Consider the following 14334-nt stretch of genomic DNA (forward strand, 5'->3'; position numbering starts at 1 on the left):
GCCTTTTGGCATCGCACAGAACCGATGGACTTCCCTCTCATACACAGAGCGCCGGATGTGAACACAGGGGCGTTCCGGCACGTATCGCCGTATGGCCGCCGTACCCCGCGAGAGGCGCCGATTCACCACGTGCACCGCATACTTCCGCGCAGCTCCCAGGCGCGCGGCGGGCCGCTGCCGAATGCATCGACGAGTACCAACAGGTAACTTGCCGCATCGGATGAGAGCGCGTCTGGCGGTTCACATGACAGCGCAGGTGACTATCCACTCAACAACCCTTTACGAAAACCTTGTTACACGTGAGTTGACTGTGTCAGGGTATGCAGCGTTCCAGCACGGACCATGGCCGGTCGCCCAGAAGACGTGTTCGCCATCGGTGGTCGAGGACGTCCCCGCGTCCTTTACCTCCCCCGGCCAGAACTCCCCGCGTGCCCCAGTGCGCTCTGGAAGGAAATCCCTCTGTGCCCACCCCCCTCACACCCCATCCGAAGCAGGACCCCCACACCCCTACGGCGGATTCACGCCGTTCCGACGACGAACTCACGGTCGCGCTCCGCTCCCCCTCGGCCGAACAGGAGACCCGGGCCTTCGCGGTGCTGCTGAGCCGCCACTGGGAATCCGTCCAGGACTACGCGACCGTGTGCGCCGTGTCCGGACCCGCCGCCTCCCCCATGCTCGCCGCGGCGGCGTTCCGTGCGGTGCTCGACCCCACGCGCGACGGGGAGCCCTCGCTCGCGCTGCGCCCCCGGTTGCTGCTGACCGTGCGCGACCTGGCCCGGACCTGGGCTCTTTCCCCGGAGGCGACCCCACTCCCCCCGAGGAACACGATGGACACGATCAACCCGACGGACCCGATACGCGGTGAACCCTGGGCGTCCGGGGTCACCGTCGCGGATAACCGGCGGATCGCCGCACGTGCTTTCGGTGAGTTGCCGATATCCGCCCAGTACCTGCTCTGGCACACCGAGGTCGAGGGCGAGCCGATATCGGAACCGGCCGCTCTGCTGGCCCTGGAGAACGCCGCCGCCCAAGGTGAACTCGAAGAAGCACGGGAGGTATTCCGGACATCCTGCCTGCAAGCGCATATCGAACTTGCCACCCGTCCGGAATGCCGCTACTACAACCGTCTCCTCGACGTACCCGTCCGCCAGGGAGATCCCCTGCTGCCTGATGTGACGGAACACGTACAGGGTTGTGAGCACTGCCGGTTCACCGTCGAGCAACTGCGCTACTTCGACGGAAATGTGGGTGCGCTGCTGGCCGAGTCCGTACTCGTCCATGGAGCGGACGACTATCTCGCCATCCGTCAGCACCGCAGAATTCCCGAATTGCCCGGCCCTCCCCCGCGCTCCGTACGCCCGCCGCCACCGCCCCATCCGCTGTACTCGGCCCGGTCCGACGAGGACCGGGACCCCGTCGCCGACGCACCGCGGGCGACGGGCCGGCACCGGGTCCGCACCCCGCGTGTCCTGCGGTCGGGGCGGCAGATGCTCGCCGGGTTCGGGGCCGGGGCGGCCGTCCTGACGACGGCGGTCCTCGCCACGACCCTGTGGCCCAACGGCGGCGACGACGCCAGGGGTTCGGGGCTGCCCGGCACCTCCGTGTCCCGCCCCGAGGCGTCGCTGCCGCCCGGCTACGTGCCTCCGGCGGAGGCCGCGGGGCTGCCGCGCGGACCGGTGGGCGGCAGACTCCGCAACGCCGACGCGGGACTCTGTCTCGACGTGGCGGGGCAGCGACCGCGCGCCGGCGCGTCGGCGACGCTGATGGCCTGCTCGGAGGGGCCGAGCCAGCAGTGGACGTACGAGGACGACGGACTGCTGCGCAGCGCCGCGGACCCCGGCCTGTGCCTGGACTCGCACGCCGACGAGGGGGTGGCGGCCCTCGGTCCCTGCGCGCTGCGCGAGGAGTCCCACAGTGCCGATGTGCACTACGACCTCACGGTCCAGGGCCAGTTGATTCCCCGCTGGGCGGACGATCTGGCGCTCACCCCCACGGCGCTGGTGAAACGGGCGGACGTGGTGGTGAAACTCCGGGACAACTCGGCCCGCCAGCGCTGGCTGGTCGACCCGGCCCCGGCGTCCGCCAGGTCGGTCCCCGAGGACCCGGACGCCTGCGGCGCGGGCTGCGGGGCGCCCGCCGCCGAGGCCCATGACCGGACGCCCGTCCAGGCGCCTGGCCGGGCGTCGGAGGCCGACGACCGCGCGCCGAGCGGGCCGCAGCGCCCGGACCGGTCCCGGCGCGAGCTCTGAGTACACGGCCGCCCCCGCCCGGCGCGGAGGCGGCCGTACCCGGCAGGTCCGGACGGGTGAACGTACGGCAGCCGGGATGAACCTGCCGCCGGGCGGTGTTGAGGCACCCGGACGACGACGTGTCCACCGACGAGAGGACGAGCCGCATGCCTTTGCAGGGCCAGTACGAACCGAGCCCGACCGCCTGGGTCCGTGAGCAGGTCGAACTGTACGAACGCTCCGGCGGCACCGAGGGCACGACCCTGCGGGACATGCCCGTGGTCGTGCTGACCACCCTGGGCGCGCGCAGCGGGAAGCTCCGCAAGTCACCGGTGATGCGGGTGGAGCACGAGGGCCGCTACGCGGCGGTCGCCTCCCTCGGCGGAGCACCGAACAACCCGGTCTGGTACCACAATCTGCTGGGCGATCCCCGGCTGGAGCTCCAGGACGGCCCGGTCCGGCAGGACATGACGGCCCGTGAGGTGACCGGCGCGGAGCGGGACGAGTGGTGGGAGCGCGCGGTGGCGGCGTACCCCGACTACGCGGCGTACGAGGAGAAGACGGAGCGGGTGATCCCGGTCTTCGTCCTGGAGCCCTCCGAAGCGCCGCACTGACCGCCCTCACCCCCGGCGGTCACGGTCCCGACCGGACCGCCGCCGGGGAAAAGCGTGTGACCGGGCCGTGCGGGAGCCCCTAGCCTCGCGGCCATGAGAGAGCGCCCCACCGGTGTCACCGAGTCCGAACTGATCCGCGCGCTGCGCGACTGGGAGGTCGGGCCGGTCTCGCTCGACTACGCCCCGGTCGGCTTCGGTGACTACCACTGGAGCGCGACCGGGGAGGACGGGCGGCGCTGGTTCCTGACCCTGGCCGATCTGCCGCACAAGCCGTACTGCGGCGAGGGCGCGGACGGCGCGTTCGACGGGCTGCGCCGCGCTCTGGACACCTCGGCCGCGCTGTACGCGGCCGGGCTGGACTCCGTGGTGGCGCCGCTGCCCGCCCGGGACGGTGCGACGGTACGCCGGGTCGGCGAGCGGTACGCGCTGAGTGTGCTGCCGTGGACCGACGCGCCGTCCGGGGAGTTCGGGCAGGAGCTCACCGCCCCGGAGCGCGCCCGGATCATGCGGATGCTCGCCGCCCTGCACCGCGCCGTGCCGCCCGCCGCGGCCCGGGTGCTGCCACCGGACCTGCCCGCGCGCGCACGGCTGGAGTCGGCGCTCGCGGGGACGGACGGGCCGTGGGGTCCGGGCCCGTACGGCGGTCCGGCGCGGGAGTTGCTCCGTACCCGGGCGGCGGGGCTGCGACGGAGGCTGGCGGAGTTCGACCGGCGGGCGCGGCGACTGCGCGACCGCGGGCCGGAGTTGGTCGTCACCCATGGCGAACCGCATCCGGGCAATGTGCTGTGGCGCTCCGGCGGAGAGCCGCTGCTCGTCGACTGGGACACCGCCGGACTCGCGGTCCCCGAACGCGATCTGTGGCACGCGGCCGGGACCGGCGGGACCGACGAGGCGGCGCTGGAGACCTGGGCGCAGGCGAGCGGGCGGACGCCGGACCGGTCCGCGCTGGAGCTGTACCGGCTGCGCTGGGACCTGGACGACGTGTGCGCGTTCCTGGACATGTTCCGCGCGCCGCACGGGCGTTCGTCCGACACCGACGACGCGTGGCGGTGGATGGAGGACACGGTCACACGGCTGGTGGACGGCTCCCGATAGCGTTCCGGGTGCTCACGCGCATCGCGTGGCGAGCGGCCGGCGGGCCAGGGGCGGGCGGGCCGCGCCGCGCGCCGGAGGGCCGAGCAGGGCCGGGACGGGGCCGCTCCCCGGGCCGGGCCGTGACTCCCGCAGCACGGACACCGGGGCGGGCCACACCAGTGGCTGGCCCTCCGCGGTCTCCACCCGGCGGCAGAACCACACGACCTTGCCGCCGTCCGGTGTCCCGCAGCTCCCCCAGCCGTCGCTGAGGGCGGCCACCTTCGCCAGGCCGCCGCGCTCGGGTCCCAGCGGCCGGGGCGGCCGGTGGTCCTGGTCGGCGACAGAGGCGATCAAGTGCCGTCCCGTCCAGATGAGTTCGATGACGGCGGTGCCGTCGCCCGCGTGCTCGGCGACGTTCGCGAGCAGTTCACGGACCCCCGCGCACACCGGGGTGATCTGGCGGTCCAGCGTCCAGCGGGCGAGGTGCGCCGCGAGGATGCGGTGGACCCGGTCGATCCGCTCCGGGTGCGCTTCCACTTCCACACAGCTGTAACAGGGCAGGGGGACGGTCATGATCTGGGCTCCTCACCCGCAAAGCTCGGTCACCACCGCTTCTCGCCCGTTCGGCCGAGCCACGAACACGAAGCGTGAGCGGCGGTCGCTGCTGAGTTGCCTCCAGCGTGCGGGGATTACTCCAGTCGTGCAACACGGGAGCGTTCCCGCAGGTCATCGAGGTGCGCGGCGGCCGGTACGGAGCCGGTCGGGTCATGGCCCGGCACTCGGCGCGAGGGTGCGGCGGCCGATCTCCCGACAGGAGGACGGCGGGCGTTCGGGCGAGGATGGCCCCACCGCACGACTCCGGGCGGCGAGAATCACATCGGAGGTGAGCGGCGCCATGCTGCTGCCGGACAAACCCCAGGTCGCCTTTCTCCTGGAGCGGTATCGGGCGTGGGAACGCCTGATGCTCGCCAATCCGTCCAACGGCACCGTCCGGGGACGCTTCGAGGACACGGCGTACACCCTGTGCGTGCTGATGGGCCGGCGCAGCGCCAGGGAGGCGGCACTCGCCGCCGAGCACTACCTCGGAACGCGCAAGTCCCCCTGTACGGTCTCCGATCCGCTCGGGTAGTGTGCGGCTGTCCGCGTCGGCGTCCACCGGGGAGGTGAGACCCATTTCCGCCAGTTCAGGCAGGGTGTTCTCGTCCGCCGGTCGCACGGCGGACCGCTGCTAGCGGTTCCCGCATCCGGGAGAACGCCCTTTCGGCCCCGAAAGGCACCTTCTCCCCATGACGTTCCCGCAGCACCCGTCCGTCGCGCCCGCCACTCCCGCCGCGCCCGCGGCCGGGGCGGAAGCCGCGCCGACCGAACCCCCCGTACCGCGCGCGTCCCCCGGCGGCCCCGAAGGGTCCGGCGCGGAGCCGTCCGCCCTCGCCGCCCGGCTGCGCGCCGCCGGTTGCGTCTTCGCCGAGGACGAGGCGGCGCTGATCCTCGCCACCGCGCGCACCGCGCGCGAGGCCCTGGCGATGGCGGAGCTCCGGGCGTCCGGCCCGCCCCTCGAACACGTCCTCGGCTGGGCGGGGTTCCGGGGACTGCGGATCACCGTGCCCCCCGGGGTGTTCGTGCCGCGCCGCCGCAGCGAGTTCCTGGCCGCCGAGGCCGTCGCGCTCGCCGCGCGGCGGGCGCCGCGTCCGCCGGTCGTGGTGGATCTGTGCTGCGGATCGGGGGCGATCGGCGCCGCGCTGCTCGCGGCGCTGCCCCGGGCCGAGCTGGTCGCGGCGGACATCGACCCGGTGGCGGTGCGGTGCGCGCGCCTCAATGTCGTCCCGCGGGGCGGCGGCGTGCACGAGGGCGATCTGTTCGACGCGCTGCCCGCCGCGTTGCGCGGCCGGGTGGACGTGCTGGTCGCCAACGTCCCGTACGTACCGAGCGGTGAGGTGGCGCTGCTGCCGACCGAGGCGCGCGACCATGAGCCGCTGGTGTCGCTGGACGGGGGCGGGGACGGGCTCGGGGTACTGCGCCGGGTGACCGCCGGGGCGCTCGGCTGGCTGGCGCCGGGCGGTCATCTGCTGGTGGAGACCAGTGGACGGCAGGCGGAGCGGGCGGCGCGGGCGTTCCGGGACGGCGGGCTGACGACGGAGGTCGCGACCTGCGAGGAGCCGCCCGCGACGGTGGTGGTCGGCACCCGCCCGGACACCGGCGGCTGACCCGCGCGGCGCCGTGGCACCGGTCGGCGCACCGTACGGACGTACCGGCCCCGGAAAGTCGACCGGCCGGGCGGAGATGAATCCTCCACCCGGCCGGTCCCCCACTGGGACCCCCCACACGGGCCGTCGGATCTGCCCCCCACAGGCAGGCACCGACCGCTCCAGGTCCCGGTTCAGAAAGTGAAGACCGCCACCCCATGGGCGTTCTTCACGCAGTCGTTGCCGAAGGTGCGTTCACAGGCGATCCGCCGGCCGTCCCGTACGCCCGGCACCGTGACCACCACCGGGTCGTACCGCCGGGTGCGCCCGCCCGGCACAGTGGCGACCAGGTCCGCCGAATCGCCCTGGACACGGGCGGGTTCGGCGCAGGCCGGGCCCGCCGCGGGATGCGTCCCCGCGCTGGACGGCGCACAGGACAGGGTGACCGCGCGTTCCCGTGCCGCGTTCGCCGTGTTCACGCCATGGCCCAGGGTGAGTACCAGGGCCGAGGCGGCGTGCGGTCCGGGAGAGGCGGCGGTCGCGCCCCCGGACGGAGCGCCGGCGGCGAGCGCCGCACCGGTGAGCGGTCCGCGCACGGCCACGGTCGGCGGCGCCCCCGTCATGGCCCGGCGGGTGATGTGCGACATGGTGCGCTCCTTCCGCTGTGAGCGGCGGTCTGTGGATCGGTTACCTGTTCGGCGTCGGTGAGTCTGCCTACTCCGGCGCCGGATTTCACGTCGACCCCCTGCATTTCGGTAACCTTGCGTATTGAATCAGTGGCGAGAAGTAACGGAAATGGCCACCGCGGAAGGTCCGGATATCGCGGAACCGGAGGGCTGTCCGTTTCGTCCTGGAGGGCATGGCTGAATAGGGACGCTTCAGCAATAGGCCGGAAACCCTCCGATCGGAGGGCGCGTACGCCGACGGTCGAATGCCCCGGCGCGACCATATACGGACATAACAAATACCCTTGCCGTCTCGGGGCGTGCGTCGGCCGCGAGGGTCGACCCAGGGGTGCGTGTGCCTGGTCAAGCGGCATATGCGGGCGGCGACGCGGGCCCCCGACCCGGCCCCGGCCCGCCCGTGACCGCGAGAGGCGAACAGGCCGCCGGCGGCGGCGAACAGGCGTCCGAACGGATGATCAAAGCCGATCCCGCGCCACTCTTTCGGGCACACGCGGTAGCCCTTCCCCTCCAGGTCCGCTAGGTTAGGCAAGGCTTACCTAATACTGGAGGTACGGAGATGGGTGTCCGCCAGGCTTGCACGACCGCGCCCACCGCGGCGGAACGTGCCCGCTCGGTACTCGCAGCAGCATGGTCCTGCGCGGTGACCACGGACCATTGCCACGAGGAGTTGGTGGGGGCGCATTCCGTCACCACCGACGGCGTCGTACGACTGTGCGTCCCGGAGGACAGCGTGCTGGCCTCGGCCGCGCTCTGCTCCCCGCGCGGCGAGCCGACGGCCCTGATGGAGTTCTCCGACGCGGCGCCGGTGCCGGTACGGGACCGCATCCGGGCGCGGCTGTGGCTGTCGGGGCGGTTCACCCGGGAGGGTGAGCACCTGCTCTTCCAGCCCGCCTGCGCCGTGCTGCACGCCCCTTCCGGTCATATCGGCATCGACATCGACGACTTCGCGCGGGCCGCGCCCGACCCGCTCGCCACCGCCGAGTCCCGGCTGCTCACCCATCTGGCCGACGCCCACGCCGACGCCGTCGAATGGCTCACCCGGCTCGTCGAGCCGGAGAGCCTGAGCGAGGTGGTCCGGGTGCAGCCGTTCGCCCTCGACCGGCACGGACTGACCCTGCGCCTCGAACGGCTGCGCGGCCACGAGGACGTACGGCTGCCGTTCCACCGGCCCGCCGACGACCTCGCGCAGGTCACCGAGCGGATGCACATCCTGCTCGCGTCCGCGAGGAACGTCCGGCGGCCGACCCTGCGCCCGGTGTCGCCGGAGGAGTGAGCCACCCGCACGACCGGCCCCGCTCCGATGACAGCCCCGGCCCGCCCGCGAACCCCCGCCCGGCACCCGGCGGTTGCCCGCGTCCGGGCCGGATCGGCGCCGTCGCACGAGGGGAAAGCAGCCGCGGCCGTCCGGCCATGAAACCGCGCGACCCTCACGGCAGTCCTAGGTTTCATGTCTGCCCTGCCCACGCAATCAACTCCCCCCGCCGTGGAACACATGGTCGTCTGCGGCGACGACGCCCTCGCGCGACGGCTCGCCGCCGAACTGCGGAGCGTCTACGGCGAACCGGTCACCCTGGTGGTGCCCCCCGCCGGGCGCACCCCCGGCCCGCCCGTCGTGGGCCGGGCCCGGGCCTCCGCGCTGCTCGGCCGGGTGTCCGCCGCGGTGAACCGGGCCACCGGGAACAACGGCGACCCGGAACCCGGCCTCCCCGACCGGCAGTTGGAGGCCGAGGAGCTGACCGACGAGGTGCTCGCCGAGGCGGGGGTGGAGCGGGCCGCGGCACTCGCGCTGGTGCATGACGACGACGAGACCAACATCCGCGCGGCCCTCGCCGCCCGGCGCCTCAACCCCCGGCTGCGGCTGGTGATCCGGCTCTACAACCGACGGCTCGGCCAGTACCTGGAGGACGTCCTCGACCAGGCCGCCGCCCTCGCCGTCCCCGGCTCCGGCACCGGCGCGTTCGACGCGTCCACCACGATCCTGTCCGACGCGGACACCGCCGCGCCCGCGCTCACCGCGGCGGCCGTCGCGGGCAGCAGCAAGGTCGTCCAGGCGGAGGGCCTGCTGCTGCGGGCGGCGGAACGCCCCCCGGCCCGTACGGAGGACCCGGACGACGACGATCCGGCGCTGTGCACCCTGGCCCTGCTCACCGACACCGCCACCGACACCGAGGGACCCGGTACGGCCGTCCCCCAACTGCTGCCCGACGAGGAGAGCGTGGCGGCGGCGCGCGACCGGGGCCGGATCGTGCTGGAGACCGTGTCGTACTCCGGTCCCGCGCAGCCGGTGAGCCGCAGTGTGCCGCTCGGCTCGCTGCTGCCCGCCCGGCTGCGCTGGTCCTTCGTGGGCCTGGTGCTCGCCGTGGTCGCGCTGGCGGTCACGGCGGTCCTCACCACCGGTGAACATCCCCTGCGCGCGGTGTATCTGACCCTGCTCGACCTGTTCTCCATCAACGAGCCCGCGATCGGCGAACCGACGAGCCGTCAGGTGCTGCAACTGTTCTCCGGACTCGTCGGGTTGCTGCTGCTCCCGGTCCTGCTGGCGGCCGTCCTCGAAGTCCTCGGCACCTTCCGCAGCGGGTCCGTGACCCGGCGCCCGCCCCGCGGGGTGTCCGGACACGTGGTTCTGCTCGGTCTCGGCAAGATCGGCACCCGGGTCCTGGCCCGGCTGCGGGAACTCGACATCCCGGTCGTCTGCGTGGAGGCCGATCCCGACGCGCGGGGCATGGCACTGGCCCGCAGACTGCGGGTGCCCGTGGTCCTCGGTGATGTCACCGAGGAGGGCGTGCTGGAGGCGGCGAAGATCCACCGCGCGCACTCGCTGCTCGCCCTGACGAGCGTCGACACGACGAATCTGGAAGCCGCGCTGTACGCCCGCTCGGTCGACCCCCGGCTGCGGGTGGTGATGCGGCTGTACGACGACGACTTCGCGACCGCCGTCTACCGCACCCTGCGGGCCGCCCACCCCCGGGCGCTGACCCGCAGCCGCAGCGTCTCCTACCTCGCCGCGCCCGCGTTCGCCGGGGCGATGATGGGCCGGCAGATACTCGGGGCCGTCCCCGTCGAGCGCAAGGTGCTGCTGATCGCCGCCGTCGATGTGGCGGGCCATCTCCCGCTGGAGGGCCGTACCGTCGCCGAGGCGTTCCGCCCCGGGGCCTGGCGGGTGCTCGCCCTGGACACGGCGGCCCGGGAGCGGGACGGGGACGGCCCGCCGCCCGCCCGCGCGGACCGGGCGGCGGGCCTGGTGTGGGACCTGCACCCCGGGTACGTGCTGCGCGCCGAGGACCGGGTGGTGCTGGCGGCCACCGGACGGGGTCTCGCGGAACTGCTGGGCCGCCGCCCCCGCCGGACGGTCCCGGCGCCCGGACAGGGCGGCTGATGTGACGGCCCGGCGGGAACCGCGCGGGGGCCGGTGCCGTCCTTCCTGACGGACCAGGCATCAAGAACGCGTAAAGATTGCCGGAATCCGGAAATGAACTCGGGCGGACACGCATGGAAACATGGGCCGCACCGGCGGGCATCGCCCGTGCCGGTGCCGTGCACAAGGGGGAGGTCGCGGTATGACCTGGTTTCTCGGTCTGGGGATCGCGGGGCTCGCGCTGCTCGTCCTCGCGCTGGTCTTCGACGGGATCCTCGAAGGGCTGTTCGGCGGGATCAGCGTGCTGGACGGCCTCTTCGACGGACTGCTGTCGCTGCCGGTGGTCGCCGGATTCGTGTCCATGCTCGGCTTCACCGGCGCGATCGTGCTGGGGTCCACGGGCCTCGGGGTCGTGCCCGCGACGGCCGTCGGTGCCGCGGCCGGGGTCACCGCGGCCTGGCTGACCGCGCGGTTCAGCCGGTCCCTGATGCGGGACGACGGCCCGCCGGTGCCCCGCGGGGAGGATCTGGTAGGCAGCGCGGGAAGCGTGGTCACCCCGATCCCCGCCGGCGGCTACGGCGAGGTCATGCTCAGGCTCGCCGGTCAGCCGGCGAAGTACTCCGCCCGCAGCGCCGTCCCGATCGCCCGGGGTGCCGAGGTCTGGGTCGAGTCGGCGCCCACCGCCACCTCGGTGGTCGTCCGGCCGGTCCGTACCGGGGAGCGCTGACCCGCCGGAAGCGGTCCGCCGGTCCGTCCACCGTACGTCCGTCCATGTCAACCGTTCGAACTGCCGTCCCCGGAAGGGCAGTGGGGGGTCTCCATGAGTCCAGTCCTCATCTCCGTCATCGGAGTCGTCGTACTCCTCGTCGTACTCGCGCTGGCCGTCGTCACCCGCTACAAGGTGGCCGGACCCAGCCAGGCGTTCATCGTCACCGGCCGGCGTGGCAAGAAGTCCACCGACCCGGACACCGGCCGGATCTTCACCGACAACAGCGGCCAGAAGGTCGTGGTCGGTGGCGGTGTGTTCGTCGTGCCGTTCGTCCAGCAGAAGTTCGTGCTCGACCTGTCCAGCCGGCACATCCCCATCTCGGTGCGCGGCGCGGTGACCCTGCGCGGGGTCAAGGCCAACCTCGAAGGCGTCGCCATCGTCAAGGTCGGCGGCACCGAGGACTCGATCCGCGCCGCCGCGCAGCGGTTCCTCCAGCAGCAGGGCGGCATCGTCGGCTTCACCCAGGAGGTGCTGTCGGGCGCGCTGCGGTCCATCGTGGGCCGGATGTCCGTGGAGGACATCATCCGGGACCGGGCCGCCTTCGCGAGCCAGGTCGCCGAGGAGGCCGAGGCGAGCCTGTCGGGCCAGGGCCTGGTGCTGGACGCCTTCCAGATCCAGGACATCACCACCGAGGGCTCCTATCTGGAGGACCTCGGCCGCCCCGAGGCCGCCCGCGCCAAGCAGGAGGCCGACATCGCGGAGGCCGTGGCCAGGCGCGCGGCCGAACAGGCCCGGCTGAAGGCCGAGGAGGAGATCGCGGTCGCGCAGCGGACCCTGTACCTGAAGCAGGCCGAGATCAAGGCACAGACCGACGAGGCCGCCGCCCAGGCGAACGCGGCCGGCCCGCTGGCCGAGGCGGCCCGCCGGCAGGAAGTCCTGATGGAGCAGGAGAAGGTGGCCACGCGCCAGGCCGCGCTCACCGACCGGGAGCTCGACACCAAGATCCGCAAGCCCGCCGACGCGGCCCGCTACCAGGCCGAACAGGAGGCGGAGGCCCGCCGGATCGGTCTCGTCAAGGAGGCGGAGGCCGCGGCCGAGCGGGCACGGCTCACCGGTGAGGGCGAGAAGGCCCAGCGCTCGGCGATCGCCGACGCGGTACGGATCGAGGGTGAGGCGGAGGCCGCCGCGATCGACGCGAAGGGCGCCGCGGAAGCGGCGGCCATGCGCAAGAAGGCGGACGCCTTCGCGCAGTACGGGGACGCCGCCGTGCTCCAGATGCTGGTGCAGGTGCTGCCGGAGGTCGTCGCCAAGGCGTCCGAGCCGCTCAGCGCGGTGGAGAAGATGACCATCATCTCGACGGACGGCGCGGGTCAGCTGTCCCGGACGGTCACGGACAATGTCGCGCAGGGCGTCGAACTGCTCAGCGCGACGACCGGGGTCGATCTGGCCGCGCTGCTGAAGAACGCCGCCCGCAAGGCGGAGGGCGCGCCCCCGGCGGAGGTGTCGGCCTCCGTCAACGGGAAGATCGAGGTGAGCGACTGATCCGCCGTCCGTTCCCGGTCCGGCCGCGGGCCGGGTGACCGGGGCGGCCGACGGGGGGTGGGACGGTCATCGGAGCGATCCGGTGGCCGTCCCGTCGTTCCCGCGGTGTCAGCGCCCCGGCGGGCGGTGGGTCACAGCCGCCAGCCGCGCTGGGTGTTCACCGTCTTGGTACCGCCCCAGCGGAACCTCAGCTGCTCCGCCGAGGCGCCGTCCGGAAGGTCGAAGACCACCCAGGCGGTGACCTGTTCACCGAGGAGCAGCTCCCCGCTCCCGTCCATCGTGTCGCCGACGGTGAGCTTCTCGACCTTGGTGACAGGGCGGTGGGAACGGCCCTCGGAGTCGAGGACCGACAGGGAGTTGCCGAGGATGCCCTCGTAGGTGTCCCAGCCGGTGTTGGCGAAGGCCACCCGTACGGCCTCCCAGTGGTGGCCGGTGGCCGGGCCCGCTCCCCCGCCGGGCGCCGGGAGCGCGCCGACGAGCACGGACTTGGGGGTCACCGTGAGCTGGTACTGGGGTCCGCCGTCCTCCTCGGAGTCCGAGCCGGGGGCGCTGAAGCGGCGGCCGTCCCCGAGGAACGCGGCGCCGTAAGACCCGGCTTGTTCGCGGACCCCGGACGGCACGGCGGCGTCGGCTCCGGAGAGCGCGCCGGGGGCCCCGGCGGCGGGGCGGGGTGCGGTGTCGGCGCCCTTGCTGTCCTTCCCGCACCCCGTGCAGGTGAGAGCGATCAGGACAGCGGAGGCGCCGAACGCGGCGAGTGAGCGGTGCACGTGGGCATCATCGCCCGGCGCGGGCGCGGCGCGGCCGAGGCGCGGCTCACCCGTGCGGGTGATTCCTCCGATGGATCACACCGGGCTCACCGCTTCCAGGCGCCCCGGGCCGCGGCGTCGCGGGCGTAGTCGGCGAAGTCACGCGGCGGCCGGCCGAGCGCTTCCTGGACGCCGTGCGCGAGGTGGGCGTTGCGTCCGTCGGTCAGCAGCCCGATCAGCTCGGTGAGGTCGAGGGGCAGTCCCTCCTCGATCAGGGCGGTCCGGAAGGCGTCCATGGTGGCGGGGACGTAGCGGATCTCCCGGCCCAGGGCGCGGGTCAGGTCCGCCGCGGCGTCCGCGAAGCTGAGCAGCCGGGGGCCGGACACCTCGTAGGTGCGGCCGATGTGCCGGTCCTCGGTGAGCGCGGCGACGGCCACGTCGGCGATGTCGTCGGCGTCCACGAACGGCTCCACCGCGTCCCCGGCGGGCAGGGCGATCTCACCGGAGTGCACGGCGTCGGCGAAGAGTCCCTCGTCGAAGTTCTGGGCGAACCAGCTCGCCCGGATCACCGTCAGTTCCACACCCGACTCCCTGACCTTGTCCTCACTGTGCCGGGCGCCTTCCTCACCGCGCCCCGACAGCAGCACCACGCGTCGCACCCCGCGGGCGGCGGCCGTCCGGGCGAAGGCTCCGACGGCCTCGGCGGCACCGGGGATGCCGAGGTCGGGGTAGTAGGTGAGGTAGACGGCGCCGACACCGTCCAGCGCGGCGTCCCAGGTACGCGGCGACTCCCAGACGAACGGCGGCCGCCCGGAACGGGAGCCGATCCGGACCGGCAGGCCCCGGGCCGTCAGCCGCTCGGCGACCCGGCGGCCGGTCTTGCCGGTCCCCCCGACGACCAGGGTGACCCGGCCCGCGTCGCCGGGATTCCGGGTGGCGGCGTCGCCGGCGCTCTGAATGGTGCCGTCGCCGAGGTGCTGGGTGGCGGCGTGGTGGTGCGAGTTCCCCGTGTTCATGATGGTCCGTCCTGTCCGTGCGGCATGGCCCATCCGGGGGGCGATCCGCGCCGTCCCTTGGCCGTACGACCACTCAACCGCCCCGTGCTCCGCTCGCCCATGGCCATGGGGCTCACCCGCATACGCGAGCGTCCACCGGACGGAGGACCGGCGCGGACCGGGTGCCGGTCCGGGTCCGCGC

12 protein-coding genes and 1 pseudogene are annotated in these 14334 nt (G+C 73.5%); 9 read left to right on the forward strand and 4 right to left on the reverse strand.

The annotated features are described in order from the left end of the window. Positions 1 to 461 precede the first annotated feature (461 nt). The 3 genes from AB852_RS39025 (at position 462) to AB852_RS34185 (ending at position 3937) form a co-directional block, all read left to right on the forward strand. The gene (locus AB852_RS39025; protein WP_073794583.1) at positions 462 to 2249 is read left to right on the forward strand and encodes a ricin-type beta-trefoil lectin domain protein; all 1788 of its coding nucleotides are present in this window, start codon (positions 462 to 464) and stop codon (positions 2247 to 2249) included. Positions 2250 to 2395: 146 nt separating this feature from the next. Further along, a complete protein-coding gene (locus AB852_RS34180; RefSeq protein WP_073794585.1) occupies positions 2396 to 2842 on the forward strand; it encodes a nitroreductase family deazaflavin-dependent oxidoreductase in 447 nt (148 codons plus the stop codon). A 93-nt stretch (positions 2843 to 2935) separates the two neighbouring features. Further along, on the forward strand, positions 2936 to 3937 hold the full coding sequence (locus AB852_RS34185; protein ID WP_107499433.1) for a phosphotransferase enzyme family protein: 1002 nt from the start codon (positions 2936 to 2938) through the stop codon (positions 3935 to 3937). Between the two features lie 12 nt (positions 3938 to 3949). On the opposite strand, the gene AB852_RS34190 is transcribed toward AB852_RS34185, so the two are convergent. Further along, the gene (locus tag AB852_RS34190; protein WP_073794588.1) at positions 3950 to 4489 is read right to left on the reverse strand and encodes an ATP-binding protein; all 540 of its coding nucleotides are present in this window, start codon (positions 4487 to 4489) and stop codon (positions 3950 to 3952) included. Between the two features lie 322 nt (positions 4490 to 4811). Between AB852_RS34190 and AB852_RS34195 the strand changes: the two are divergent. Then, positions 4812 to 5006 (forward strand): annotated as a pseudogene (locus AB852_RS34195) (DUF5133 domain-containing protein); the annotation flags it as partial. Positions 5007 to 5202: 196 nt separating this feature from the next. Further along, entirely contained in the window at positions 5203 to 6120 is a 918-nt protein-coding gene (locus tag AB852_RS34200; protein ID WP_079185137.1) for a putative protein N(5)-glutamine methyltransferase, read from the forward strand. 173 nt (positions 6121 to 6293) lie between these two features. Here the strand turns inward: AB852_RS34200 and AB852_RS34205 are convergent, their stop codons facing one another. Beyond that, a complete protein-coding gene (locus AB852_RS34205) occupies positions 6294 to 6746 on the reverse strand; it encodes an SSI family serine proteinase inhibitor (protein WP_073794590.1) in 453 nt (150 codons plus the stop codon). Between the two features lie 595 nt (positions 6747 to 7341). On the opposite strand from AB852_RS34205, the gene AB852_RS34210 reads away from it, so the two are divergent. The 4 genes from AB852_RS34210 to AB852_RS34225 all read left to right on the forward strand — a co-directional run bounded on the left by AB852_RS34210 (position 7342) and on the right by AB852_RS34225 (position 12391). Continuing rightward, entirely contained in the window at positions 7342 to 8058 is a 717-nt protein-coding gene (locus tag AB852_RS34210; protein WP_073794592.1) for a DUF2470 domain-containing protein, read from the forward strand. A gap of 219 nt (positions 8059 to 8277) precedes the next feature. Beyond that, complete coding sequence (locus AB852_RS34215) at positions 8278 to 10161, forward strand: NAD-binding protein (RefSeq protein ID WP_073794594.1); 1884 nt, start codon at positions 8278 to 8280, stop codon at positions 10159 to 10161. A gap of 181 nt (positions 10162 to 10342) precedes the next feature. Then, positions 10343 to 10867, forward strand: coding sequence for a hypothetical protein (locus AB852_RS34220; RefSeq protein WP_073794596.1), 525 nt, complete (start codon positions 10343 to 10345; stop codon positions 10865 to 10867). Positions 10868 to 10960: 93 nt separating this feature from the next. Further along, positions 10961 to 12391: a flotillin family protein gene (locus AB852_RS34225; RefSeq protein ID WP_073794599.1), complete on the forward strand. Its 1431-nt coding sequence runs from the start codon at positions 10961 to 10963 to the stop codon at positions 12389 to 12391. Between the two features lie 131 nt (positions 12392 to 12522). On the opposite strand, the gene AB852_RS34230 is transcribed toward AB852_RS34225, so the two are convergent. Both AB852_RS34230 and AB852_RS34235 read right to left on the reverse strand, forming a co-directional pair. Beyond that, on the reverse strand, positions 12523 to 13158 hold the full coding sequence (locus tag AB852_RS34230; RefSeq protein WP_073794601.1) for a hypothetical protein: 636 nt from the start codon (positions 13156 to 13158) through the stop codon (positions 12523 to 12525). 86 nt (positions 13159 to 13244) lie between these two features. Further along, the gene (locus AB852_RS34235; protein ID WP_245877036.1) at positions 13245 to 14153 is read right to left on the reverse strand and encodes a Rossmann-fold NAD(P)-binding domain-containing protein; all 909 of its coding nucleotides are present in this window, start codon (positions 14151 to 14153) and stop codon (positions 13245 to 13247) included. Positions 14154 to 14334 lie beyond the last annotated feature (181 nt).

Source organism: Streptomyces uncialis (assembly GCF_001905345.1).
GTDB classification, from domain to species: Bacteria; Actinomycetota; Actinomycetes; order Streptomycetales; family Streptomycetaceae; genus Streptomyces; species Streptomyces uncialis.

Bases quoted from the DNA above. Each gene is read 5' to 3' on its own strand.
- AB852_RS34215 (WP_073794594.1), top strand. From the start codon at position 8,278: ATGGTCGTCTGCGGCGACGACGCCCTCGCGCGACGGCTCGCCGCCGAA.
- AB852_RS34220 (WP_073794596.1), top strand. From the start codon at position 10,343: ATGACCTGGTTTCTCGGTCTGGGGATCGCGGGGCTCGCGCTGCTCGTC.
- AB852_RS34235 (WP_245877036.1), bottom strand. From the start codon at position 14,153: ATGAACACGGGGAACTCGCACCACCACGCCGCCACCCAGCACCTCGGC.
- AB852_RS34210 (WP_073794592.1), top strand. From the start codon at position 7,342: ATGGGTGTCCGCCAGGCTTGCACGACCGCGCCCACCGCGGCGGAACGT.
- AB852_RS34190 (WP_073794588.1), bottom strand. From the start codon at position 4,489: ATGACCGTCCCCCTGCCCTGTTACAGCTGTGTGGAAGTGGAAGCGCAC.
- AB852_RS34205 (WP_073794590.1), bottom strand. From the start codon at position 6,746: ATGTCGCACATCACCCGCCGGGCCATGACGGGGGCGCCGCCGACCGTG.
- AB852_RS34225 (WP_073794599.1), top strand. From the start codon at position 10,961: ATGAGTCCAGTCCTCATCTCCGTCATCGGAGTCGTCGTACTCCTCGTC.
- AB852_RS34185 (WP_107499433.1), top strand. From the start codon at position 2,936: ATGAGAGAGCGCCCCACCGGTGTCACCGAGTCCGAACTGATCCGCGCG.
- AB852_RS34180 (WP_073794585.1), top strand. From the start codon at position 2,396: ATGCCTTTGCAGGGCCAGTACGAACCGAGCCCGACCGCCTGGGTCCGT.
- AB852_RS34200 (WP_079185137.1), top strand. From the start codon at position 5,203: ATGACGTTCCCGCAGCACCCGTCCGTCGCGCCCGCCACTCCCGCCGCG.